Origin of the sequence: Chitinophaga deserti, from assembly GCF_003149455.1 — a bacterium.
Classification (GTDB): Bacteria; Bacteroidota; Bacteroidia; order Chitinophagales; family Chitinophagaceae; genus Chitinophaga; species Chitinophaga deserti.
Map to the genome: position 1 here is coordinate 211,205 of NZ_QFFK01000003.1, position 25,845 is coordinate 237,049.

Consider the following 25,845-nt stretch of genomic DNA (forward strand, 5'->3'; position numbering starts at 1 on the left):
ATTTTTTATCAACCCATATACCATCCGCCATTCACATGCAGCTCATGCCCGGTTATGAAGCGGCTTTGTTCCGATACGAGAAAGTATACCGCATCTGCCACATCCTGAGCGGTAGCACGGAACTTCAAGGCCTGCTTATCGAGGATAAACCTGTCCAGCTCCTCGCGGCTGTCTGTCCAGAATTTGCGTTCCATATTCGTGGGAATGGCACCGGGGCTCACTGCATTCACCCGGATATTAAATGGTCCCAGCTCTCTCGCCAGCGCACGGGTAAGCCCCAGAAGCGAGCCTTTCGACATGGCGTAGGGCACACGGGCATTCCATCCGCCGCTGAGTATGATGCTCATGATATTTACGATTTGTCCGCCGCCAAGTGCTTTCATTGCAGGGCTAAGGGCCTGCGACAAGACAAATGCCGCGGCGGAGTTGATGGTTTGCGTATCGCTGAACGTTTGCAGCGAAACACTTTCCAGCGCGCCGATCGTATCAATGCCTCCGTTGTTGATAAGTACATCAATCCCGCCTTCCTGCTGCAACAGCCTGGCCGACTGGCAGCGCAGTCCGTTGAGGTCTGCCAGATCTCCCGGCAGGAAAACCACCTGCTCTGCACCCACCATTTCATTGACCTGTTCCGCCACCTCCTTACCGGGTGATGCCGGCAGATCGAGCATAAACACGCGGTATCCTTCCTTAGCCAATGTGGTACAGATAGCTGTGCCCAGGCCTCCAGCTCCGCCTGTTACCAGGCATTTCTTTTCCAGCTTTCCGGTGTTATTTTTCATTAATCGTTGCATTAGAGATATTGATCCGATGCAAACAAAAGTATCGCGGCAGCTACATTTAATCAGCCACTATAGTTTCATATCTCGACACTATATTTGTATTTACGCTGCTGAAAACTGCAAACATCTCCACATGCAGCAAACAGGTAATGCGCAGGCATATATACACGCTGCGGCATCAAAACGGAGGGGTTTCTTAATACATGCTATTGATCAGCCGGATGGTTTCTTCTACGAGTACGGAGCCGCCGTTTGGCCCGATGGGAGTGGCAATGGCGCTGTATCCTCCACCTTCTATGGCCAGTTGGGTAGGCAGGTAATCGCCGTAATCATTGCAGAGCTGCACAACAAAAGTATGCGCGGCCTTGCTGCGGCATCTGATACGTACCCCATAGTCCACAAACAATTCAAATGGATTGGTAGCGATCACGGCATCGCCGATGCGGATGACATGCAACGGTGTTGGATAAAAAGGTTGTTCGCGGTGGCGGATATATTGTTCCAGGATGATTTCCTGCTTGCGAAGGATGCCATAGTCGGAGTTTTTATTATCCCAGGGCCCGTATTCACTGATGGCTTCTTTTGTTTTGATATCTGCCAGAAAGCGGTTGAATGCCGTATCCGGCGAAGCAGGGTCTTCCGGCTCGCGGGAGCGGATCTCTGACACTATGGCTTTTGCCGATGCGTATTCCTGATCTGTGACGGTCCTGAAGGGTAATTGTATGGATGTTGCGGTGTGTTTGAACAGCGGCAATCTTTGCCGTTTAGATTCAGCAGCGGGATAAGCCATAATCACTGCGTGTGCAATGCGCTCCCCTATTGCGGTCATTCCCGGCAGGTCCCACATATTAGGCTCGTCAGGCGTATAAGCACGCAGGAGGTTGCGGGGAGATATATCGCCCGCAGCACCGCATTGCGCCAACAGTTGAACACCTTCTCCAAACTGTTGCCGCAACAGTTTTCGCACCACACTCCAGAAATCTGCGGAAATATAGTATTTCGCTTCCGTTACCTGTGAAGGACAGGGCACGTTGATGAATATCCCTGTCAACTGGCTGGCGTCGTTCCAGCAGAACAACAGATCCAGCGCACTATCACTGGGACCTTCGATGCCGGTAAAGTCGGGCCGGTCTGTTGCACCATACATTTCAGCGGAGCCATCTGCATAGCGCACGCGCCTGTTATGCCCTGCTACAGCATATCCCAATGCATTACCCACTGCTGCCGGCCGGCGACGTTGCCAGGCTGCCACTGCTACTGCGTTTAGCTTTTCGAGTAATAGTTGTCCGTAGGGAGTATCAATATCAGGTGCCGGTGCAGAATGGGTATGCGTGGCATTTACAACGAGGAATTGACTGTCGAATTCAGGGAGTGTTGTATGAAGTATTTTCTTTAGTTGCGCAAGCAGCGGTGCAGGGCACCAGATGAGATCGATGGAGATGAGAATGGCCTGCTCCTTTCCGCCGGCGCTTTCCATGGCGCAGGCTGTAGCGGTAAGCGGACTTTCCACGTATTGCGCCGGCCGGCCATAATACTGTCCAAAAAGCACGGCAGAGCCTTGTGGCGTTATATCCTCCACAGCCCATCCCATTAATAGTTCTTCACACTTCATCATAGATACTGCTTTTTCATTTGATATCTCAATGATATCCAATTCAATTGGAAAAAGCAATAGACGACTTCTCCATCAAACACGTTCCGGCACTCCGTTTTTCTCCGGTTGTGATTCCGCGCTGTTCTTACGCCAGAACCGGCCTATCTCTTCGAGGCTCAGCCCTTTCGTTTCCGGCACTTTCTTCCAGGAGAACCATACGCAGGCAGCGCAGATGATGGCGAACATCACGTACACCCCTGCCGCATTGCCAAAACTCCGGGTAAAGTAATCCGTTAAAGAAGGGAAGAACTGTGCAATCAGGAAAGAGGACAGGTACAGGAAAAAGCATACCACTGCCAGCGCCTTGCTACGGATGCGGGTAGGGAATATTTCTGAAACGATGATCCAGCTCAATGGCGCAAAGCCGAGCGTGAATGCTCCGGTACCGATAAACATGGGGATAAGGGTAAACATAGGCGGCCAGCCCTGATAAAGGTTCAACGCCATTACCAGGTGACCGAAAGCCATCAGCGACACTGAAGTGATCAGCAGTCCGCGGCGGCTGAATCGCTTAATCAGGGGGAACGCCAGCAACGTACAAATGAGAATAACCACATATACAGGAATGGAACTGAGGATAGCGCCGGAACCCATGCTCACACCCGCCTCGGCCATAATAGTAGGTGCATATAGCAACATCATATTCACTCCGTTGATCTGCGAAAAGATCATGAGGATCGTACCAATGATAAATGCCGTTTTGATACCCGGCTGAAATACTTCCCTGAACTCCCCACCCACTTCCTGCTGCAGGCCTGCATGTATTTCGGCCAGCTCTTCTTCGGCGCGTTTCCGCCCGTTGATCTTTTCAAGGATACCGAGCGCTTCTCCATTGCGCCGCTGCGCTACCAGCCAGCGCGGACTTTCCGGTATAACCAGTAGTCCTAATACGAGAAACACCACAGGCACGGCTTCGGAATACATCATCCACCGCCAGCCCCAGCCGTCAAACGAAAAGAAATACCCTGCAATAACGGCCAGGTTGATGCCGATGACATTAGAGAGCTGGTTCACGTTCACTAATACACCCCGCATTTGCGGAGGCGCCAGTTCCGCGATGTAGATGGGAGACGACATCATGGCCAGGCCAATCCCTACCCCACCCATAAACCGCCAGAGGCCGAAATCCCAGATGCCCACAGCCACCCCGCTGCCGATGGCCGATATCATAAAAAAGAAAGAGGCCAGCATCATCGTTTTACGGCGGCCCAGCCGGTCGGCACACCATAGTCCCACCAGCGGACCTGAAATAGCACCCAGTATGGCGCTGCTGACCGCAAACCCCTTCAGCGCAGGCGTCAGCGCAAATGATTGTTCCAGCAAAGGCAACGCCCCTGAAATAATCACCAGATCGTACCCGAAAAGGAAGCCGCCGATGGAAGCAACAAGGGCAATTTTATAGATGTAGAATTTTCCCGGTCCATTTTCTCTCATGGTAACAAAACTATCGTTCCATCCCGTGGGAAGCAACACCTATATTTTCTGCTTACGACACTATATTTGCATCACTTTACTATATTTTGTATTTTCAGCAGCAATATAAACGTGAAAGTGATGCAACCAGCCCTTGAAAAGATATTACCGAGCGGAACCTCGTCTCTGGCCGTGAAAAGAGAGATCACCGATTACATGGATTACCCATGGCACTACCATCCGGAATTCGAGATTATTTTCGTGGAGAAGAGTTACGGCATTCGTTTCATGGGCAACCACATCGGCAACTTTACCGACGGCGACCTGATGTTCATTAGTCCTAACCTGCCACATGTATGGCGGAACGACAAGGATTTCTATCAGCATAACGAGGATCTGAAAGTAGACGTTTATGTGATCCACTTTAACGAAAACTCTCTCGGCCAGGGCTTCTTTGACCTGGTAGAGTTCACACACATCAAAAAGCTGTTCCAGCGCGGGCAGCAGGGCGTGCAGATCCAGGGTGCCGACCATGGAGCTATTGCAGAGCTGATTAAAAGCACCTACCGCGCATCCGGCATCGAGCGCCTGAGCCTCTTCCTCAAAACACTCGACAGGATAGCGCATACCAAAGACTATGAGCTGCTATCAAGCCCGGGCTACGCCAACTCCGTGAACGATAATGATACCGAGCGCATCAATAAAGTCATGAATTTCCTCATGAAGAATTACAACCGGGATGTTACCATCGAGGAAACGGCCGCCCTCGTGAATCTCAGCAAAGCCTCCTTCTGCCGGTATTTCAAATCACGTACGAATAAAACCTGCTTCCAGGTACTGAACGAAATCCGGATACTCAACGCATGTAAACTCCTACTTAAAAGCGACATGACCGTTTCCGAAATATCCTTCGAATCGGGCTATAACAACCTCTCACATTTCAACCGACAGTTCCGTCTCATTACAGGGCTAACTGCCAAGGCATACGCCCGTAAATACCTGAAAGAAATCTAGCATACTACGGATTGGACTGCATATTCATCCTCTTACTATCCCCGGCATTACTTCCGTTTCGCAAGGAGGATGGCGGAAGTTTGATACTCCGGTATCCTATACGATACTAACAGAAAGGAGAACCAATATCCTTATCTGGTATAAATGTAAAGTGGCCGACTCAATCTCTTGAGGCGGCCACTTTATATGCTGAATTGAATTACAATCAGTATTTGAAACGGTACGCGAGGGTAGCCGTAAACTGCGTGGGAGGAATGGGGTTGATGCTGTAGTTCTCATGCACCAGGAAGTTGTATTCGTTGGTGATGTTTGACACTTTCGCCATGAGGGAGAAGTTCTTCCAGCTATAGCCTGCATTCAGGTCGAGCGTAGTGTAACCGTCTACATTGAACATACGGTCGGGCTGCGTGGTGGTATTGTTCCAACCCACGGGGCGGTCGCCGGTATAGAAGGCCATTACACCCAGCTTCAGGCCTTTCAGTGCAGTGTTCTGGAAAGTATAGAACACGCTTGCATTGGCAGTATGGTGCGGAGTGTTCACGAGACGGTCGCCCTTGAACAGGTTACCCGGACCGCCTATAGCTTTGGACACGAAGATGTCGTTGTAGCTGTAACCGGCCACCACATCCAGTCCTGCCACAGGATGCCCTGCAATGTCGATCTCCAAGCCGTTGCTGGTAGTACCACCTACGAGGGTTTTGATATTGGTATTGGTGTTATCCTTACCATCTTTATCGAAGGGCGCTGTTTGCGCGAGGTTGCTGTTTTTGATCTTATACACGGTAACGTTGGCAGACAGTTTGCCGCCGAAGAAATCGTTCTTCACACCGGCTTCGTACTGGTCGATCACAGAAGGCTTAATAGGCGCGCTGTAGATATCGATACCGGTATTGGGGGTGAAAGAGTTACTGTAGCTCACGAAGAAGGCCGTGGTGGGAATGGGTTTGTACACCACACCAAAACGGGGAGAGAAAGCATTATCATAACGGGCAGCAGCGGTTTTGGTAATTGCACCGGTTTTGTAATCGGTTCTCTCGGGAGCAGATGTTTCCACATAGCTCCAGCGTACGCCTGCCAGCACTTTCAGTTTCTCGGAAATGCTGATGAGATCCTGGATGTACCCGCCAAAACGGTTAACAGGAGACACCGTGAGGGCATTTGCCACTGCATTGGGCATATCTGTACGCAGCGGGTATTTGCCGGGCTCGTTGAGGCTGAGGGTATCGTAAGTAATACCTTTCGTTGCATCGATGGTAAACGCGGTGGAACCGGTTTTATAACGGTCGCCGTCGATACCTGCGAGGATGGTATGTTTAATGGAACCGGTTTTCAGATGGCCGGTTACATCGAAGGTGGCGCTGTAGTAATCTTCTTCATTGAACTGGCGGCCAAGCGGGCGGCCCAGTTTACCGTTGGTGAACTGCAGACGCTCTACAGAGAAATAGTCTCTTTTATACTTCTGGTAAGAAACGTTGCCGTTGAGGGTCCAGTTATCGTTCAGCTGGTGCTTCACGGTTACGCCGCCGGTGTATTGCTGCGCATTGGCATATTGCCAGGGAGCACCGAAGAAAGTATTGCGGGGTACATCTACGATAGATTTACCGTTGTTGGTACCCACACCGAAATCGGGTGTGAAGTCGTGCTTCAGGTAATCGCCCTGCACCACTATTTCTGTACGCGGACTAACCTTGAACAGCAACGAGGGATTCACGTAGTAGCGTTTGCTGTGCACCTGATCGCGGTAGCTGTTGGCAGATTCGTAGGTACCGTTAAGACGGTAGGCAACCTTGCCGCTGATGGGGCCGTAGATGTCGATTGCGGGCTTGTACAGGTCGTAGCTGCCCACTCTCATGGATATTTCGCCACCGCCTTCAAAACGGGGCTGTTTAGTCACCAGGTTCATAACCGCACCGGGTGCAACCTGTCCATAGAGGATGGCGGCGCTACCTTTGAGAATCTCCACTCTTTCGAGGGAGCTCATTTCGGGGAAGGTACCGGAGTTTACGCGGGAACCGTTTTTAAACATATTGCTGCTGCCGAAGCCGTAGCCCCTTGCAGAGAAAGTTTCCTGTGTGCCGGCACGGGTAGATGCGAGGTATACACCATTCACATTCTTCACCACATCACTGAGGCGCTGTGCCTGCTGTTCGCGGATGGTAGCCTGTCCGATAACGGCTACTGCCTGCGGGAGGTCCATCACGGGGATGGGCAGTTTGCTGATGGTAACGGGCTTATCGTTCTGTGTGCGTTTATCGGTTACCACAACTTCTGAGAGTTGTTTGGCAGTTTCTTCGAGTGTGATGCTGATCTCCAGCCCTTCCTCTGCGGAAATGGTGATCTGCTTTTCCACCGGCTTTAATCCAACAGAAGAAATATAGAGGGTGTAAGTACCGGGTTTAAGATTACGGAGGGAAAAAGTACCGTCTTCTTCCGTGGTGGTGCCTTTATTCTGGCCACGTACCACGATGGTTACAAATCCGGCCGGCTTACCATCTGCGGTAGCCACAATTCCTTTTACGAAGCCTTTGGGCAGGTTTTCCGGGTCCTCTTCAGAAGTAACCGCCTTTACCGCGGTGGAAGATCCTGATGCTGACAGATAGGTGATTTGCTGTGCAACTGATGCCTGGGAAAGTAGCAGCCCGGCGAACATCATGCTGTAAATATGCTTCATTATGGTTTTGAAGTTAGGTTGTGCCGCAAAGGACGGACGAAAACAACCGTTCCCACGCTCCAAAGCGGAAAACCATTTACGCAATCGGGAAAAATGCTGCTATCATGTGTTTCAATCGATTACACCCATACAGGAACGCCTTGAAAAGGTAGGATTTCCCACTTTCCAAGGCGTTTTAGTATGTTTTCAGCCGTATATTCTATGCGGGAATAGGTCCGGGTATCTCCCTTTCCCAGAAACGGTGCTGCCGGATACCTGCTTTAAAGGCTTTTGCCAGCGCTGCAGGATCATCCCCGATAAATACTCCGGGGTGCTCTCCCGCACCGAAATAAGTACCGTCCAGCACATCCGAAGCCGATGCGTCTGCAGCAATGGGCTTGCAATGACGGAAAGCTTCATTGAGGAAGTGCACCGCATCCCCGTTCTGCACCAGTGCGGCGGTGCCTCCGGGTAAATACACTGCGTCAAAGAGTACCGATGCGGCAGTGAGGTAACTATGTTGTACCGCCAGTTCTTTCCCGTCGTCTCCTTCCACAAACCCCTGACGCGTTGCGATCACCTCTCCTTTTGCACCTTCTGCTTCCAGTGCTGCCAGCATGGCTTCCACATTTGCCGTCAGTACCCCATCGGCAGTAAGGATGGCTACTTTCCTGCTCTTAATCGTGTCTTTCACCGTATTCTCCATACTGAGGGGAGCACTGGCAGACAGGTCCAGCTTCACATCTATGGGCTGGTACTCCTGCGGGTCGCCATCTGCAGGCACACTGTGATTGATGGGCTGCTCGGGTGCATCCGGTACGGGGAGGCCCAGAGCATCGGCTACTTTAGTGGCCAGCCCGCGGTCTATCTGTGTGAGGATGCCCACCATCCGTTCCCTTACTTCCACGGTTTCCACTTTCCCCAGCTCAAATGCCAGCGCATTTTCGAGGTGTGTTTTTTCTGCGGGCGACTGGCTATTGTAAAACAGGGTAGCCTGACTGAAATGGTCGAAGAAGCTCTTGCTGCGGCCGCGTACTTTATGGGCTTCGATCCTTTCTGTATGAGAGCGGAAGCCCCCTTCATCCCAACGCGCCTGGAAAGGACAGCCGCCTCCCAGCGAATTAGGGTTGTAACTGGTTCTGCCTTTATTGATCTGCTGGCGCATAGCACCATCGCGCTGGTTGTTCTGTACTTCCTGCAGCGGCCTGTTGATGGGTATCTCATGGAAGTTAGGTCCGCCCAGGCGTATCAGCTGAGTATCCGTATAAGAGAATAAGCGTCCCTGCAGCAGCGGGTCGTTGGTGAAATCGATCCCCGGTACAATATGCCCCACGTGAAAAGCTACCTGTTCTGTTTCCGCGAAAAAGTTATCCGGGTTGCGGTTTAGCGTAAGCCTGCCGATGCGCTGAACGGGCACCATTTCTTCAGGGATGAGTTTGGTAGGGTCCAGCAGATCAAACGGATATTTGTGTTCATCTTCTTCCGGTACTAACTGCACTCCCAGTTCATATTCCGGGAACTGGCCGTTTTCTATTGACTCCCACAGGTCGCGGCGGTGGAAGTCGGGATCTTTACCGGATATTTTCTGCGCTTCGTCCCAGGCAACGGAGTGCACTCCCAGCAGGGGTTTCCAGTGAAACTTCACGAAGGTGGATTTCCCGTCTGCATCAATGAGGCGGAAGGTGTGAACACCGAAGCCCTCCATCATCCGGTAGCTCCTGGGAATAGCGCGGTCGCTCATCAGCCACATGATCATATGGGCGGATTCGGGCATAAGGGAAATAAAATCCCAGAAGGTATCGTGTGCACTGGCGGCCTGCGGCATTTCATGGTGCGGTTCGGGCTTCACGGCATGTACCAGGTCGGGGAACTTCATGGCATCCTGTATGAAAAACACGGGCATATTGTTGCCCACGAGATCGAAGTTGCCTTCCTGAGTATAGAATTTCACGGCAAACCCTCTTACATCACGGGCCAGATCGGTAGACCCACGGGAGCCTGCCACGGTGGAAAAGCGCACGAATACAGGCGTTTCCGCCTGGGGATCTGTCAGGAAAGATGCTTTGGTGTATGGGGCAAGACTATTATCATATACTTTAAACACACCATGTGCGGCCGAGCCACGCGCATGAACGATTCTTTCGGGAATACGTTCATGGTCGAAGTGCGTGATCTTTTCGCGCATGATAAAGTCTTCCAGCAGTGAGGGCCCCCGCTCACCGGCTTTGAGTGAATTCTGATCATCGTTAACGCGGGTGCCATGATTGGTGGTAAGAAACTGATCTTCGTTATCAGTGGTATGCTTCGCCAATTGCTCATTCTTGGCGTCGCCGCCGGGTTTGGATTTTGCCATGTGTGGTGGATTAATGTAAGTGAAGGATGGTTACCTCGGGAAAGGGGTACAATAGGGGTGCCAGAAGACTAACAGCATTGGGAGGCCGTACTCCGCGCAGGGATAGGGTTTCAGCAATTGTTAATAAGTGTGGAAAAGAAGCCACGCCCCTGTTTTTGGGAATTCTTTCAGAATTTCTGGCACGCCACTTGTTTTCACTATCACGAACCAAATCAAAAAGTCATGAATAAGATCATCATCGCAGCTTCCGTTTTGGGCACCGCCGCCGCCGGCATTTTCTGGTACATGAAAAACCGCCAGCGTGCTGATGCAGCCATAGACGATATGAAGACAGCAGCCCGTAATGCTTACGAGCGCGTTAGCAAAAGAGCAGCAGAGGCCAGTCATAAGGCCGATCGTAAAGTAAGAGAATCCCTTGCTTAAAATTCTCTCTAAACAATCATATACCAAAAGGGCCATCACTATTAAACGATGGCCCTTTTGCTTTGTACATACTGTTGCATTCATTCCCTTCAATGGTAACATAATACCACGCCTCTTCCACATTCCTTAATGCCAGTTACTACCGGGATTTAACACGGAACTCTCCCGTGATGTGTTTTACCGGCGGCGCACATGCGTCTGCCGTAACATTGAATGCCCCGATGTCGTAATGGCCTTCCACATACTTTTCTCCGTTCACGTTTTCCACCTTGCTGATGGTAACACTGCCTCCGGCGTTTACATCGTATCCGGTATTGCAGTCGGTATACCCGTGCATCATGGCGCCGGTAAGGCCTGTCAGGTACACGAACTTGGCAGTTCCGGGCAGGGGTTCATTATTCCAGGTATGGGTGCCGGTAGCCACTGCCAGCGTCAGGATATCGATATTAACGCTGTGCCCATTGGGAAGTAATCCTTCAATGTTAAGGATTCCGTCCTGGAACAGGAACCAGTGCTGGTGGGTGGTAAATTCCACACCGCCTACTGTTCCGTAATGCCAGGTATCTTCCACGATACGGATGGGGGCGCGGAGGATCACTTTACCCGTGTTCCCCCTGCCGGGGATTTTACCGGCGGGTATGAAGTGCAGCACATCCACACTCACCCATACGGGGTTCTGCTGGGGAATAGTAGCGGGAGCCGTATAATTGGCGATGCGGGCTTCGGCATTCAGCTGTCCTGCACCGGTCAGTTTCCAGTTCTGAATATTCTTAGGATCGTCCAGCACCGCTTCCTGTGCTATTTCCACTTCGGTACGGTCGAAGTTGAAGGCGAGGTAGTTTTTGGTGGTTTGTACGCGGAGGCTTACACTCTCCTTCGTTTTCACTTCCGGCTTCTGGCGGGTGAGGTAGAACATGGCATAGGGAGCCCAGTCGGAGAAGTGGGTGGTTTCTACCGTCAGGGTTTTCTGGGCGGTATTAATGGCTGTCTTGGGCAGGAAACGCCAGATACCATCGCCCTGCTGAAAAGCCATATAAAGCGCCTCAGGAACCGTGGTTTCCAAATCGTCCTCGTTCCAGGTGAAAGTCATGGTCACGGGTTTGGCGAACTGGAGATTATCGGGGGTAAAGCGGTAAGCCAGTCCCGGACTACCAGGCAGGGTATTGGTGACAGGCTGTACCGAGATAGGGGTTGTAGTGGTAAGGGCGCCGGCGGGTACGGTCAGTTTGATCTTACCGTCGAGGGAACGGAGTACGCCACCCTGGGGGCCGAGTGCTGCCGTAATGGTTGTTCCCGCAGGAACCCCTTTGGGGAATATAGCCCCTTTGGGTTCTTCCGGTTTAACGACAATGTCATCTTCAGAGTTGGGGCTGCAGGCGGACAAATAAAGGCATGCCGCCAGGCAATAAAAGATTCCTTTCATGTGCATGGTGTTTGGAGTCAACTGTTTTTTTTATGATGAGAGCCGGGCAAAATTATCCGTATCCACGTTGGGTTACGTAGGCAGTGATGCCTATTTACTACCCGGAAAGTCTCCCGAAAAAGTTAAGGCAATGTTAAATGTGGGGTAATCCGTTGATTGAAATCATTGCAGATTTATAATTCTGCCCTTAATTTTGGCGAATGAACACCACCATTACACCAAAGAAGGGAACGAACTGGCTGCACGAAATGGACTTTATCGGAATGCACGCGGTACCGTTTTTAGCCTTTTTCACACATGTGACTGCTTTCGACTGGATATTGTGCGCAGTGTTGTACTTCGTGCGCATGTTTTTCGTAACCGGCGGATATCACCGATACTTCTCCCACCGATCATATAAAACCTCACGATTCTTCCAGTTCCTGCTGGCCTGCGGTGCGCAGAGCAGTTTCCAGAAAGGCGTATTGTGGTGGGCGGCGAACCACAGGGTTCACCATAAGCACTCCGATACCCCTGAAGATCCTCACTCTGCCAAGATCTACGGATTCTGGCATGCACACATCGGCTGGATCATGGATAAGGAGCATAAAGAAACCCGCTACGATCTCATCAAGGATATGAAGCATAAAGAGCTGTTCTGGCTCAATAAGTACCACTTTGTTCCGCCGGTAATCCTGGCAGTGGTGGTGTATTTCATCGGTAACAAGGTAAACGGTGCGGGATGGTTCGACTGGTCTGCAGGCCTCTCTACCCTGTTCATCGGCTTCTTCCTCAGCACCATCCTGCTGTTCCACGGCACCTTTACCATTAACTCCCTCATGCATAAATGGGGTAAGCCCAGGTATAAGACCGGCGATGAATCCCGCAACAGTCTTGTACTGGCGCTGGTAACAATGGGCGAAGGCTGGCATAACAACCACCACTACTACCAGCGTGCAACACGCCAGGGCTTCTATTGGTGGGAGATCGATATCACGTATTACATCATTGTGATGCTGGGATGGTTCGGCCTTGTGTGGGATATACACGGGGTACCGGAGAAGATAAGAGAGAATAATAAAGTAACTGCACCTGAAGCATAAAAAAATCCCCCCGGTACTGCCGGGGGGATTTTTGTTTTAGATATCTTCTTCAGGAAGGTCGTGCATCTATAATCCCATAAATAGCATTCGTCCCTATATCTAATTTCCATCCGCATTGATTAAATTAGCTACTATGCAACGTTTCCTCATCCTGCTTTTGCTGATTACCTCCACTGCACAGGCCCAGCAAACCCAGAAGCCACCCCTCCACGGCCGCCACTGGATGGCCATTACCGGTAAGCCTCTTGCCGCTACTGCCGGCGCCGCCATTTTCCAGAAAGGCGGTAATGCGGTAGATGCTGCCTGCGCTATGCTGGCCGCTACGTGTACTATGTGGGACGTGCTCAGCTGGGGCGGGGAAACACAGGCACTCATCTATCATCCCAAAACCGGAAAGGTGATTGCCCTCAACGCCCTCGGTGTTGCGCCCACCGGCGCCACGGCGGCTTTCTACAAAGGAAAAGGGTATGCCTTCCCGCCGGAGTACGGTCCGCTTGCGGCAGTAACTCCCGGCACGCCCGGCGGCATTTGCTACATGCTGAGTGAATACGGTACCAAAAGCCTGAAAGAAGTATTACAGCCCGCTATGGAAATGGCGGCCGGTTATCCGATAGACGCGCAAACGGCCAACAGCATAGAGCGCGGCAAATCATGGATCAAACAATGGCCTTACAGTAAAGCCGTTTTCCTCACCCATCCCGGCGCGGCAAGGGAAGCACCGGAGGCGGGAGAGATCTTTGTGCAGCGCGATCTTTTGGCCACCTTGCAAAAGATGGTGGATGCGGAACAGGCAGCCCTCCGCGCAGGCAAATCACGCAAGGTAGCCATCATGGCTGCGTACGACCGCTTCTACAAAGGAGACATTGCACAGGAGCTGGTACGCGGCACACGCGAACAGGGAGGCCTCATTACCATGGAAGACCTCGCCCGCTGGAAGCCCATCGTGGAAGAGCCGGTGCATGTTCAATACAAAGGCATCGACGTGTACAAGCTTCGCGAATGGACACAAGGCCCCATGATGCTGCAGGCTCTCAATATCCTCGAAAACTTCGATCTCAAAACCATGGGGTATAATTCCCCGCAATACATACACACGGTCTATCAGGCCATGAACCTCAGCTTTGCAGACCGTGACTTCTATTACGGCGACCCGTATGGTACGCTGAAGCCTCCCATAAATGGGCTGCTCAGTAAAGCCTATGCCCGCCAGCGTGCAGCCACCATAGATCCCCTGCGGAATGCACCGGAGGTAATGCCCGGCGACCCCTACCCTTTTCAAAACGAACGCAACCCCTGGAAGCGCTTCCTCGATGTGCGTGCTTCCCTTTCCGATACAACCAAACAACAACAGCCCGGTCAGTTCGTACCAAAGCATGATGCCATTGCCATGCACAGGGCCGACAGTGCGTACCACGACCGGCTATGGCGCGGCACTACCAGCGTGGAGGCCGCAGATGCCGAAGGATGGGTTGTGTCTATCACTCCCAGTGGCGGATGGCTCCCGGCGTGTATTGCGGGACGTACCGGCGTGGGGCTTAGCCAAAGGGCACAGAGCTTCGTACTCGATTCCGTGATGAACCCCTTCAATGTAATTGCCCCGGGTAAGCGCCCCCGTGTTACCCTCACCCCTTCCATGGCACTGAAAGACGGGAAACCTTTCCTCTCCTTTGCCGTGCAGGGTGGCGATACGCAGGATCAGAACCTGCTGCAGTTTTTCCTCAATGTTGTTGAATTCGGGATGACGGTGCAGCAGGCTACCGAAGCGGCCAATATCAACAGTAACCAGCTGTGGCTTTCGCTGGGAGGCACTTCCGTGAAAGACAGGGTTCCCCGCGCAGGCAGCATCTTAGTGGCTTCCAATACGCCAGACAGTACGCGCCTCGCGCTGGAGAGCATGGGCTACACTCTGAGCTTTGCGGCCCGTACCAGCGGCCCCATCAATGCCATCTTCTTCGACCGGCTGCATCAGTCTATCTGGGGCGGTAGCAGCAACCATGGGGAAGATTACGGGATTGGTTGGTAACGGGCAGCGGTATGTTTTTTGATCGTACATTTACTGATATTGTAAAACCTGATTTCCTGTCATAAAATCATGCGGCATGTTAACGATCGGCACCCCGGCTCCGGATTTCACTCTTTATTCCACACCCGGCCAGCAGCATTCGCTGCAGGACTTTCAGGGCCGGAACCTGATACTGGCGTTCTACCCTGCAGACTGGAGCCCGGTTTGTGGAGACCAGATGTCGCTCTACAACGAAATGCTGCAGTTGTTCCGCAAGCACAATGCGGCGCTGCTGGGCATATCGGTAGACAGTAAGTGGTGCCACCAGGCATACATGCAATCCCGCAATCTGCACTTCCCGCTACTGGCCGACTTTGAGCCTAAAGGCGCCATGGCGAAACAATATGGGGCATATGATGAAAAGGAAGGACAATGTGAGCGCGCGTTGTATGTGATAGATGGCAGCGGCATCATCCGCTGGAACTTTTTATCGCCTCCGGCTGTTAATCCAGGTGCAGATGGCATTCTCAATGCTTTGGAAAAGATTCAGGGTAAAAAATAAAACGGTATATGGCTAAACTCACACCGCCTCCAGGCCCGCAGGATCATGCGCGGGGAAAGGAAGGAGCGTCTGTAACGCTTGTGGAATACGGCGATTTTCAATGCCCGCATTGCGGCAGGGCATTCCCAGCAGTGGAAAATATCATTCAGCAAATGGGCCCGGGCCTCCGCTTCATCTTCCGGCATTTCCCGCTGTCGGAAGCGCACCCCATGGCCAAGCCCTCCGCCATTGCAGCAGAAGCCGCGGCAAGGCAGGGCAAATTCTGGGAAATGCATCACGCCATCTTCCAGAACCAGGACCTCCTTTCACCAGAAGCCCTCTTCGCTTTTGCAAAACAACTGGGCCTCGACCTCCAGCAGTTCCGGAACGATATACAGGACCCCGCGCTGGAAGAAAAAGTAGATAATGATTTCGTAAGCGGCGTAAAAAGCGGTGTCAACGGAACACCTTCCTTCTTCATCAACGGACATAAATACAACGGCAGCTATGACGAAGAATCGCTCATGGCTTCCCTCACTTTTTAAACCACCAAAACAAATTTATGAGTTCATTTAACGACCTCCTGGCATCAGAACCCCTCTTGCTCGTTGATTTCTATGCAGACTGGTGCGGGCCCTGCAAAAGCATGGAACCAACCATCCAGGATGTGGCCCATGATATGAAAGGCATAGCGAAAGTAGTAAAGATAAATATCGATAAAAATGAACGGACACCCGCGCAATTCAACGTGTCAGCTGTACCTACATTCATCATTTTCCGGAATGGGAAAGAGGTATGGCGCCATGCGGGTTTGATCGACAAGGCATCGCTGATCCGCCAGATACAACAGGCGTAGCTATAAACAGGGTTCGGACATTTTTATTATCTTGATGGAAATAAGATTCCACATGAAACTAGCCGCCTTTTTGTTACTGGCCGCCCTGTCTGCCAATGCCCAGTCAGATTCCCTGCATAGGCTCGTAGCCGATGGCGCGAAGCCCGTACTGGTATCCAAACAATTCAAATTCACGGAAGGCCCCGCGCCCGACCGGAAAGGCAATATCTATTTCACCGATCAGCCCAACAACTCCATCTGGAAATACGATACAAAGGGAAAACTCAGTCTTTTCACAGACCAGAGCGGCCGTGCAAATGGGTTGTATGTGGACAGGAAAGGGAACATCCTTGCATGTGCGGATGCAGATAACCAGTTATGGTCGTTCTCTCCCAAAGGAGGGCACACCGTGTTGCTGGATAATTTTGAAGGAAAGAAACTGAATGGCCCCAACGATCTCTGGATCCATCCCAACGGAGATATTTATTTCACCGACCCTTACTACCAGCGCAACTACTGGACGCGCCAGAAGCCTGAAATAGAAGGCATGAAAGTATACCGCCTACCTGCAGGTTCAAAAACTGCGGAAATGGTGGCCGATGATATCGTGAAGCCCAACGGTATTGTGGGAACGCCCGATGGCAAGTACCTGTATGTGGCGGATATTGGCGGAGATAAGATCTACCGCTACGAGATTCAGCCCGATGGAAAACTGGCCGGCCGCATCCTCTTTACTTCCAAAGGCGGCGATGGCATAACGCTCGATGAGCGGGGCAACCTCTACCTCTGCGGCAACGGTGTGTTCATCTACAACCCACAGGGGCAGCAGATAGGCCACATCGAAGTACCGGAAAAATGGACCGCCAACGCCTGCTTCGGCGGTAAAAAGCGCAACATACTCTTCCTCACCGCCTCCACGGCAGTGTACACGGTACAAATGAAAGTGAAGGGAGCAGAATAATTTTTACTTAGGAAGAAACCAGATCCCTTTAGACGATAAGGCTACAAAAACCGCATCGCCCTTCCGGTGCTGCGGTGCCGTAGTGCGTACGGTGAGCAGGTTGCCCGGCACCTCTACCACCACATCGTGATAACTGCCGCCGAAAAGCACTTCCTTTACCACGCCCTTTATTGATTCACTGCCATCATTTACCAAACGGAATTGTTCGGGCCGTACTACGAGACTGCGCCCGTTTATTACGATGCCCGGCATAAGGGCAAATACCTTTGCCTTTTCAGGCGTAAAGAGCTGATAATCGCCAAGGAGGCCTGCCGCGTATTCATCCGCAGGCTGGCGGTATACTTCTGAAGGGATGCCCTGCTGCACCAGCTGTCCATCCCGGAGGATGATCAGGTGATCGGCCCAGGGCAGCACATCATCCGGATCGTGCGAAACGAGGAGGCTGGTAATGCCATAGGCTTCGCCCAGCTCACGGATCACGGATTTGAGTATCTGGGTATGAATGAGATCGAGGTTGGAGTAAGGCTCATCGAGCAGCAGGAGCTTCGGTTTGGTAACCAGCAGCCGTGCTAAAGAGATGCGTTGTTTTTCCCCGCCGGAAAGCTGGTCGGTTTTCCTTTTGAGGAGATGGCTGATGCGGCAGATGTCGAACAGCCGCATGGCTTCTTCGTCAGACAGCTGGTTGGCGTATGCCAGCAGTTCCTCCACCCGGTAGTTATTCCGCAGTTCGTAGTGCTGGGAAAGATAGGCTATGCCGGGATGGCCGGGTATGAGCCGGTAATCGGGGCCCAGTACTTTGTTGCCTTCAAACAGTACGGTACCGTCTGCGGGCTGTACCCATCCTGCAATGATGCGCAACAGGGTACTTTTTCCTGATCCTGAAGCGCCCATGATCGCTACTTTCTGTCCGCTCTCCACATTGAAAGACAGCGGCTGCAACTCAAAACCAAGCGCGTCTTTCTTTGATATATCTGAAACTTGTAATAATGTCATATTCCCTAAATTGCCGGCCGGTAACTGCAAAGTGCGTTCCATTTCCGGGATATAAAGAAAAAACATTTCCGGGACTTGATCCTGACCGGGTTTCCGCTTACCCTCCAATACCCGGATAATCAGGATATTGCCAACTTCCGCCCCCTATCCAAAACAGGCATTTAAAGCCTTTTAGCGCCCTTATCCTCCCTAACCATCCCTTTTCCCCGTCCCTCTTCTTTCCCCGCTTTAAAACACTTTTCTCATTCGTTTAAGCAATGTTAAGGAAACCCGGCTCCGGTGGTACTTCATCCTTACTGTATGTATATCGTACCTGTATATTTAGGGTACTTATTCAATACTGCATTGGGTTTGGGGGTTGTTTATATACTGTTTATATACATTAACCCTTCTTTAAACCTTCTTTAACCCTGCAGTAAGGGTGGTTTATTTCCCCCTCAGATCCGGCATCACTTCGTCGGAACAGACCGTCGTTTCACTCCCGGCCGGGAATACTTCAGCCATGAATAACGACATCCCGGCCGAAGTGGCCGCATTGCCCCCTGTAATCAATGTATTTTGCATTCAAATTTTTTTGGATATACCTACAGGCTCCATGCCGTTCTGCGGAACGAAACTTTGACCTCAACCATCTCTCATGAAACCATTCTACAAAATTGCAGCCTGTACGATGCTGCTGCTGTACACGACGGCAGAAGTATCGGCACAGGCCGTCCGTAATGTGCAGTTTACCATCAACGCCGCTCCGGCAAACAGGAAAGCGATCAGTCCGCTGGTGTATGGCACCAACGACCCCTATCCTTACGCCCTTTCCAGCAGGCTGGGTGGTAACCGTTTAACCAACTACAACTGGGAAAACAATGCCAGTAACGCCGGGCGCGACTGGTTCCACCAAAGCGACAACTGGGTACCCGGTACACAGGACGTGCCGCCTGACCAGTACGATGTTACCGGCTCGGCACTCACCGCCTTTCAAAACCGCACCCTTCAACAGGGCGGTTATGGGATTGTAACATTACCTATGGCAGGGTATGTGGCGAAAGACAAGAACAGCACCATTACCGAAGCGGAAAGTGCGCCCTCGGCCCGCTGGGCGCAGGTAATTGCCCGGAAGCCCGGTGGCCAGCTGTCTCTTACACCCGATGTAAACGATAATGCGGTGTATGTGGATGAAGAACTGAACTTCCTCATCACCAACTACGGCCGGTCTAACACCACCAGGGGCGTTAAAGCCTATTCGCTCGATAACGAGCCCTGCCTCTGGTTCGATACCCATCCGCGGCTGTGGGGCCATACCGGCGTTTCGGTGAATTACCTCATGAACAAATCTTACGAAACGGCCGAGCTCATCAAGGAAATGGACCCTACCGCAGAGGTGTACGGTCCTGCACTTTGGGGGTATACCGCATACCAGAACCTGCAGTTCGCTCCCGACTGGGACCAGGTACGCGGCAACTACGAGCTGTTTGTGCATTTCTACCTCGCCAACATGCGTGCCCGCAGCCAGCAGGCAGGCAAGCGGCTCCTCGATGTGCTCGACCTGCACTGGTACCCTGCACAGAACCGCGACTTCGGCGGCATGAGCCCCTTTGATGATGACAACGATGATAACTCAGTAGGCGCACGCCTGGATATGTCGCGCGGATTGTGGGATGATACCTACCAGGAAAATTCCTGGGTAACGGACGCATCCAACGGCAATATATTTCCGGCCCTGCCGAAAATGAAAGCCATGATCGACCAGTTTTATCCCGGTACCAAGCTGGCCATTACGGAATACAGCTACGGGGGCACTTCGCATGTATCCGGCGCCATTGCGCAGGCCGATGCATTGGGTGCATTCGGTACCAACGACGTATACCTCGCTACTTACTGGGGTGGCATCATCGGGTACATCCGCAGCGGCTTCGACCTCTATTGCAATTATGATGGCAACGGCGGCAGATACGGCAACACTGCGGTTAGCGCACAAACCAACAACCGCGCCATCAGCGCCGTATATGCTTCCGTGAATGCTTCCGGCGATGAGCGCATGCATACCATGGCCATTAACCGCAGTGTGCGGGATACAGTGGTGGCTACCATCAATATTTCCGGTGCACGGGCGTACCGCAGTGCAGCGGTGTATGCGGTAGACTGGACCAGCCCGCAGGTACGCCGCCTGCAGGATATCCGTGGCATCACCAACAACTCCTTTGAAGTGAAGCTGCCGCCTATGACGGTTTACCATTTGGTGCTGTCAGAAACCGACCTCACCGTATATCCCTATATCACTAACCTTCGCATCAACCCCGCACAAGGTTATAGCGATGGTACGGCACAGTTCACTATTTCCGCTACCATCACCGATTCCGACGGTGATATGCGCCCTCCCACCGTAAACCTCAGTTCTGTAGGAGGCAATGCCGCCGCACAGCTGATGCGTAACGGAGATAATTACACCCTGCAGTATACCGTTCCCCTCAACACCCCATCCGGCCTGAAAACACTGACCGTTTCTGCGGTAGATGCAGCAGGACATAGTATTTCGGGAGATGTATCGTACCGCGTAATGCGTGAAATACCTTCTTCCGTGATCTGGGATGGCGATGTTATTCAAACCGGTGAAGGCGAGCGTTTCTCTGACCCTAACGACCAGACAGCAGGTACACAGCGCATAGAAAGGCGCACCGATGGCGGTAATGAAGCCCCGTCCAGCCTGTACCTCCGCTTTAAACACGATGTCAATAACTGGGGGCTCATGACCTGGCGGATAGATCCCAGCGCAGCAGGGGCACGCGACGTGCGTGAATACGGTTATCTTGAATTTTACATTCGTTCCAACGCTCCGGCATATGCAGACATAGACTTCAGTTTAAGAGACGCCAGTGCAAACATGACGTTCTCCCGTACACTTCCCCTTAAAGCCAGCGGTTACATTTCCTCCTTCCACCCCACCCGTTACACCAAAGTGAAGATCCCGTTCGATGACCTGTTCGTTGGCACTGGTTTCGACCTTTCTGCATTGTGGCAGCTCAACTTCCAGGTGAATACGGCACAGGATGGTTTTGAAGTATGGATCGATGATGTACGTGCCATTCCGCACGACAATCCCATATCGCAACCCGTGGTGAGCGATGTGCGCATAACACCCGCCGAAGGCTTTGCCGATGGGTTAACACCCATCACGCTCAGTGTTATTGCTACTGATCCGAATAACGACCTGGCTACCGTAACGGCAGACCTTTCCTCTGTAGGCGGTGCTAACAAGCACGCACTCATACTGACCAACGGCCGCTACACGACTACATTTACAATACCTCCTGTAGCTGCTGCCGGCAACCATACTTTCCGGATCACGGCTACTGACCAGAAGAGCAATTCTGCCGAAGCATCTGCCAAATACTACGTTTGGAGCCGCGCCAGCTCGGATGTGCTGTGGGATGGTGATACGAAAAACGAAGGGGTGGCGGAAGCATCCAGCAATCCTGAGTCAAGAATCTTTGTAGCGCAAACAGGCGGCAACAAAGGCCCCATCAGTATGCGAGCGCACCTGCAGCCCGGTCCGGAGCCATATGCTTATGTGACCTGGGATTTTGCGGAGTTCAGAGATGCCCGGATGATTGATGTGCGCCAGAAGCGTTACCTCAACTTCTCCGTACTGGTTCCTAACGGCGGCGGCCGTCAGGATTTTGACCTGCAGATCTATTTCAAAGACCGCTTCGGTGAAAGCACGCAGTCGCTGGGACTGAAAGCCCGCGGCTACATCACTTCCTACACCGGCAATTACCAGAACGTACGCATACCTATTGCAGACCTGCTGAACAACTCTCCTATTGATGCCAGTAAGATTGCATGGATGGGCTTGTTGTCTGAACGCCTGCCCACGCTGGGCACGCATGTGCAGCTCGATGATATTTACCTGAGCGGCACACCTGTTGCCGATGTACAAATTGAATCGCAACCTTCTGCCTGTGGCAACAACGGGCGCATCGAAGTAAAAAGCATTACCTCCACTTCGGGCAACTACCGTTATTCGCTGGCCGGCGGAGCCTTCCAGACCAGTCCTGTTTTCGCTAACCTCGCTGCCGGTACGTATGACCTGCGCATAGAGGGCGATAGCGGATTTGTGTATGTGGAAACGATTGTGCTTTCCGGCGGAACAGGCATGCAGCTGGCATTACAGGTAGATAATGCCGCAGGCAATGTAAACCTTACCGTGACCGGTGGTAGCGGCAATTACACCTACCGCTGGTCTAACAACGCAACGGTGGAAGACCTCGCGAATGTGGTGACAGGTGCTTATACCGTAACCGTTACCGATGCCACTACAGGATGTACCGCTACCGGCACTGCTACTGTTACGCGTGCCGCACAGGTAACTTTCCAGGTGAAAGACGCACAGTGTTTCCCCAATGGAATGATCACCGTGAATGTGGCAGCAGGTACCGGCAACTTACGGTACTTTATAAACGGTGTCATCAATCCCGGTGGGGCAGGTAATAATGTCTTCAACCAGCTGAACCCCGGTACTTATACGATGCGTGTTACCGGCGATGGCGGACTGGATTTCTCTCAGGATGTAACCGTAGGCGGCAACCTGAATACGATGGTAATCCAAAACACGGTTAACCATCACCATGGCAATATCGATATCACCATGAGCGGTGGCAGTGGGAATTACCGGTACCTCTGGTCTACTGGTTCCCGCGGGCAGGACCTCCAGGGCCAGCCATCCGGCAGATACCATCTCGAAGTGACGGACTTTGATACCAAATGCGTAACCGCCATAGATTTTGTGATTACCCGCACCGGGCCTGATGTAACGACCGTTGCAACCGACGCCGACTGTGAAGCCAATGGCACCATTACGGTGAATATGACCGGTGCAAGTGCCGCACCGTACCAGTTCTACCTCAATGGTATTGCGAACCCTTCGGGTATTGGAGAAAGAGTTTACCGCAACCTCGCTCCTGATATGTACGACATCCGGATTACGGGTGCCAACGGGTACGAGAAAACCATGACAGTGTTTGTGGATGGATGGGTGAGCGATGTAGTGGTTACTTCACAGATCAACCAGCAGCTGGGCAGCATTGATGTAACAGTGGCTGGCGGTACCGGCCCTTTCAGTTACCTATGGTCTAACAACGCCACCACACAGGATGTGACGGGTCTGGCTTCCGGAGATTATTGGGTGGATGTAACCGACAATGGATCCGGCTGTGTACGGAGGCAGACTTTCCGGATATCCCGTACTGCTAACCCCACTATCACGTATACCGTTACGAATGCGGCCTGTGGCGCCAATGGCAGGATACTGACTAACCTCAGTGAAGGCACACCTGCTGCATTCAGCTACTTTATCAATAACCAGGAAAATCCTGCAGGTGTTCATACACCGGAGTTCCGCAACCTCGCACCGGGGACTTATTCCATCCGCGTAACGGGAGATGGCGGCTTTACCAACACGCAGAACGTGGTGGTAGCAGGATCGCTGAATACCCTGCAGATCATTGGGGCGGCGGATGAAGACGGTAACATCAACATCACCGTTCACGGCGGAACCGGCAGTTACCAGTATCTCTGGTCAGACAAATCCACCACGGAAGACCTCTACCAGCGCCCTCCCGGTACTTATACCGTGCGTGTTACTGATAATGGTTCGGGATGTACTGCCCAATTCACCATCCTGGTGGCAGCCAGCCGTGAAACGCTGTGGGTGTATCCTAACCCTGCACAGGAAGGCTTCCGGGTGAAATATGTGATACCCGCAGGTAATGAAATGGAACTGACCGTTACCGACCTGTTTGGCCGGGTGCAGTTCCGCAAAATCCTCACGGCAGAGCAGGGCAATGAATATGTGCCTGCAGCACGACTGAACTCCGGACTGTACTTCGTTACGGTGAAATCAGGCAAGCATAAACAAATGCGGCCTGTGATCATAGCTAAGTAACCAGCATCCGATTTATACGCGAAAGGGCCGGCTCAGATAACTGAGCCGGCCCTTTCGCTATTACAAAAAAAACCGCCGTTTCCGGCGGTTATCTATCACACACTACAGGCTTAGTTCCTGTTTCCCCTGTTATTATCGTTACCCCGGGCACTACTGTTACCCCTGCTGGAGTTATTGCCTCTGTTGCCTTTCTGATCGTTGTTTCCACGGTTCTCGTTGTTTCCTTTCCATTCGCGGCGTTCGTTGCCACGGTTGGCGTTGTTATTCCATTCTCTTCTTTCATTGCCGCGGTTTACGTTGTTTTCCCGGGTATTCCGGTCGTTGCCACGGTTGTTATTGTTGTTCCATTCCCTGCGGTTGTTATCCGGGCGGTTGTTATTCCATTCCCTGCGGTCGTTGTTCCTGTCGTTGTTACGATCGTTATTCCGGTTGTTGCCCCAGTCGCGGCGGTCGTTGTCCGGGCGGCTGTTGTTCCAGTCCCTTCGGCCATTATCCGGACGGCTGTTGTTCCAGTCGCGGTGGTGGCTCCTCCAGCGGTCGTTGTCGCGCAGTACGATCTGGCTGTGGTTGTTACGGTAAGGGCGGTATTGTACCCGGTAGCGGTCGTGGTAGCGCCATGGGTCGCGCTCGTTGATCACTACTTTATAGCCCCGGTAGAAATCGTAATGGCGGCAGTAGTCCGGTAAATAGCGGGTTTGTATCCATCGGCCCCCGTAGAAGTAGATATACATCTGCGTCGGGATGTAATAGTACATATCGATATCGGGGAGGAAATAATATTCCGCGTAGTCGTACCCCACGGGGCCCCAGGCGGGTTGAATGCCGATATTGACACTCACACGCACCTGCGCCGAGGCGGAGGACGGAGTTATAGCTGTAAAAGCGGTCATCACAGCCAACAGAATCATTACCCTTTTCATACATGCTGTTTTTAGTCTTAATTGTTAGACTGCCGCGGTTGGCCCTGGTTTAACTGTTAAAGCAGGTTTAACATATACGCCGGCATTACTGTTGATAATTCAAAACCCGTACCAGACTGTAATGTTTTCATATCTCCCGGCGATTCGTTAATATTACGCATCTAATCAATTTACATGAACAGCCTGACCATTGCCCTGGTAGACGATCACCCGGCCATTCTTAACGGATTACAGATGATACTGCAGGGTTTCCCCGATGTATCCGTTATTGGCGCGTACCAGAATGGCGACGAGCTGCTGGACGGGCTGACCGTTCGTGCCCCGGAAGTGTTATTCCTTGATATTCAGCTTCCCGGGCAGGACGGGCTGGCTCTTTGCCGGAGGGTTTCGGCCGATCATCCGGACACACGGGTGATTATTTTTACTAATGTGGAAGACAAGCATACCATCCGTACCGCTTTCCAGAACGGGGCGGCGGGGTATTTACTCAAAACCGCAGGCAGCCGGGAGATCCGGGAAGCCATAGATACCGTGCGTTCCGGCGAGCAATATGTTCATGGAGAGTTGAAAGACCAGATGTTCCAGCAGATCTTCCAGCGCAAGCCCAGCCGGTATGCCCCTACCCTTACCAAGCGCGAAAAAGAGATACTCGGGCTCATAGCCCAGGGGCTGAGTAACCAGGAGATCGCGGAAAAGCTCTCCCTCAGCGTGCGCACCATCGAAAACCACCGCTACAACCTCATGCAGAAGCTGGATGTGAAGAACACGGCAGCGCTCGTCCGCAAGGCGATGGAACTGGGGCTCGCCAGCTAGCTAAGTACTTTTACTCAGTTCCTTTTTCGAGTAATTCATCGGTTAAATCCA

18 protein-coding genes are annotated in these 25,845 nt (G+C 52.2%); 10 read left to right on the forward strand and 8 right to left on the reverse strand.

Annotation, left to right across the window (positions count from 1 at the left end):
* Positions 1–8: 8 nt before the first annotated feature.
* The 3 genes from DEV76_RS08120 to DEV76_RS08130 all read right to left on the reverse strand — a co-directional run bounded on the left by DEV76_RS08120 (position 9) and on the right by DEV76_RS08130 (position 3,870).
* Positions 9–782: an SDR family NAD(P)-dependent oxidoreductase gene (locus tag DEV76_RS08120; protein ID WP_157962781.1), complete on the reverse strand. Its 774-nt coding sequence runs from the start codon at positions 780–782 to the stop codon at positions 9–11.
* A 196-nt stretch (positions 783–978) separates the two neighbouring features.
* Positions 979–2,397, reverse strand: a complete 1,419-nt coding sequence (locus tag DEV76_RS08125) for a hypothetical protein (protein ID WP_157962782.1) — start codon at positions 2,395–2,397, stop codon at positions 979–981.
* A gap of 72 nt (positions 2,398–2,469) precedes the next feature.
* On the reverse strand, positions 2,470–3,870 hold the full coding sequence (locus DEV76_RS08130; protein ID WP_109697024.1) for a sugar porter family MFS transporter: 1,401 nt from the start codon (positions 3,868–3,870) through the stop codon (positions 2,470–2,472).
* Between the two features lie 120 nt (positions 3,871–3,990).
* Between DEV76_RS08130 and DEV76_RS08135 the strand changes: the two genes are divergently transcribed.
* On the forward strand, positions 3,991–4,863 hold the full coding sequence (locus DEV76_RS08135) for an AraC family transcriptional regulator (protein WP_109697026.1): 873 nt from the start codon (positions 3,991–3,993) through the stop codon (positions 4,861–4,863).
* A 205-nt stretch (positions 4,864–5,068) separates the two neighbouring features.
* On the opposite strand, the gene DEV76_RS08140 is transcribed toward DEV76_RS08135, so the two are convergent.
* Together DEV76_RS08140 and DEV76_RS08145 are read right to left on the reverse strand one after the other, a co-directional pair.
* The gene (locus DEV76_RS08140; RefSeq protein WP_232826906.1) at positions 5,069–7,534 is read right to left on the reverse strand and encodes a TonB-dependent receptor; all 2,466 of its coding nucleotides are present in this window, start codon (positions 7,532–7,534) and stop codon (positions 5,069–5,071) included.
* A gap of 199 nt (positions 7,535–7,733) precedes the next feature.
* On the reverse strand, positions 7,734–9,866 hold the full coding sequence (locus DEV76_RS08145; protein WP_109697028.1) for a catalase: 2,133 nt from the start codon (positions 9,864–9,866) through the stop codon (positions 7,734–7,736).
* A 222-nt stretch (positions 9,867–10,088) separates the two neighbouring features.
* Between DEV76_RS08145 and DEV76_RS08150 the strand changes: the two genes are divergently transcribed.
* On the forward strand, positions 10,089–10,289 hold the full coding sequence (locus DEV76_RS08150) for a hypothetical protein (RefSeq protein WP_109697030.1): 201 nt from the start codon (positions 10,089–10,091) through the stop codon (positions 10,287–10,289).
* A 139-nt stretch (positions 10,290–10,428) separates the two neighbouring features.
* Here the strand turns inward: DEV76_RS08150 and DEV76_RS08155 are convergent, their stop codons facing one another.
* The gene (locus DEV76_RS08155; RefSeq protein WP_157962783.1) at positions 10,429–11,712 is read right to left on the reverse strand and encodes a hypothetical protein; all 1,284 of its coding nucleotides are present in this window, start codon (positions 11,710–11,712) and stop codon (positions 10,429–10,431) included.
* A gap of 200 nt (positions 11,713–11,912) precedes the next feature.
* Here DEV76_RS08155 and DEV76_RS08160 point away from each other — a divergent pair, with 200 nt between their 5' ends.
* From DEV76_RS08160 to DEV76_RS08185, 6 genes are all read left to right on the forward strand, one after another.
* Positions 11,913–12,794 carry an acyl-CoA desaturase gene (locus DEV76_RS08160; protein WP_109697034.1) on the forward strand — a complete coding sequence of 294 codons (882 nt, stop codon included), beginning with the start codon at positions 11,913–11,915 and terminating at the stop codon, positions 12,792–12,794.
* Positions 12,795–12,927: 133 nt separating this feature from the next.
* Positions 12,928–14,817, forward strand: coding sequence for a gamma-glutamyltransferase family protein (locus DEV76_RS08165; RefSeq protein ID WP_109697036.1), 1,890 nt, complete (start codon positions 12,928–12,930; stop codon positions 14,815–14,817).
* A 76-nt stretch (positions 14,818–14,893) separates the two neighbouring features.
* A complete protein-coding gene (locus tag DEV76_RS08170; RefSeq protein ID WP_109697038.1) occupies positions 14,894–15,358 on the forward strand; it encodes a redoxin domain-containing protein in 465 nt (154 codons plus the stop codon).
* Between the two features lie 8 nt (positions 15,359–15,366).
* Entirely contained in the window at positions 15,367–15,882 is a 516-nt protein-coding gene (locus DEV76_RS08175; protein WP_109697040.1) for a DsbA family protein, read from the forward strand.
* 17 nt (positions 15,883–15,899) lie between these two features.
* On the forward strand, positions 15,900–16,193 hold the full coding sequence (gene trxA, locus DEV76_RS08180; RefSeq protein WP_109697042.1) for a thioredoxin: 294 nt from the start codon (positions 15,900–15,902) through the stop codon (positions 16,191–16,193).
* A 52-nt stretch (positions 16,194–16,245) separates the two neighbouring features.
* The gene (locus DEV76_RS08185) at positions 16,246–17,133 is read left to right on the forward strand and encodes an SMP-30/gluconolactonase/LRE family protein (RefSeq protein WP_232826907.1); all 888 of its coding nucleotides are present in this window, start codon (positions 16,246–16,248) and stop codon (positions 17,131–17,133) included.
* A 3-nt stretch (positions 17,134–17,136) separates the two neighbouring features.
* Here the strand turns inward: DEV76_RS08185 and DEV76_RS08190 are convergent, their stop codons facing one another.
* Positions 17,137–18,126 (reverse strand): ABC transporter ATP-binding protein, encoded by a 990-nt coding sequence (locus DEV76_RS08190; RefSeq protein WP_109697717.1) that lies wholly within the window; start codon positions 18,124–18,126, stop codon positions 17,137–17,139.
* Between the two features lie 637 nt (positions 18,127–18,763).
* Here DEV76_RS08190 and DEV76_RS08195 point away from each other — a divergent pair.
* Positions 18,764–24,061 (forward strand): glycoside hydrolase family 44 protein, encoded by a 5,298-nt coding sequence (locus DEV76_RS08195; protein ID WP_109697046.1) that lies wholly within the window; start codon positions 18,764–18,766, stop codon positions 24,059–24,061.
* Between the two features lie 110 nt (positions 24,062–24,171).
* Here DEV76_RS08195 and DEV76_RS08200 read toward each other — a convergent pair whose 3' ends face one another.
* Positions 24,172–24,981, reverse strand: coding sequence for a hypothetical protein (locus DEV76_RS08200; RefSeq protein WP_109697048.1), 810 nt, complete (start codon positions 24,979–24,981; stop codon positions 24,172–24,174).
* Between the two features lie 174 nt (positions 24,982–25,155).
* On the opposite strand from DEV76_RS08200, the gene DEV76_RS08205 reads away from it, so the two are divergent.
* Positions 25,156–25,794: a response regulator gene (locus DEV76_RS08205; RefSeq protein ID WP_109697050.1), complete on the forward strand. Its 639-nt coding sequence runs from the start codon at positions 25,156–25,158 to the stop codon at positions 25,792–25,794.
* Positions 25,795–25,845: the final 51 nt, after the last annotated feature.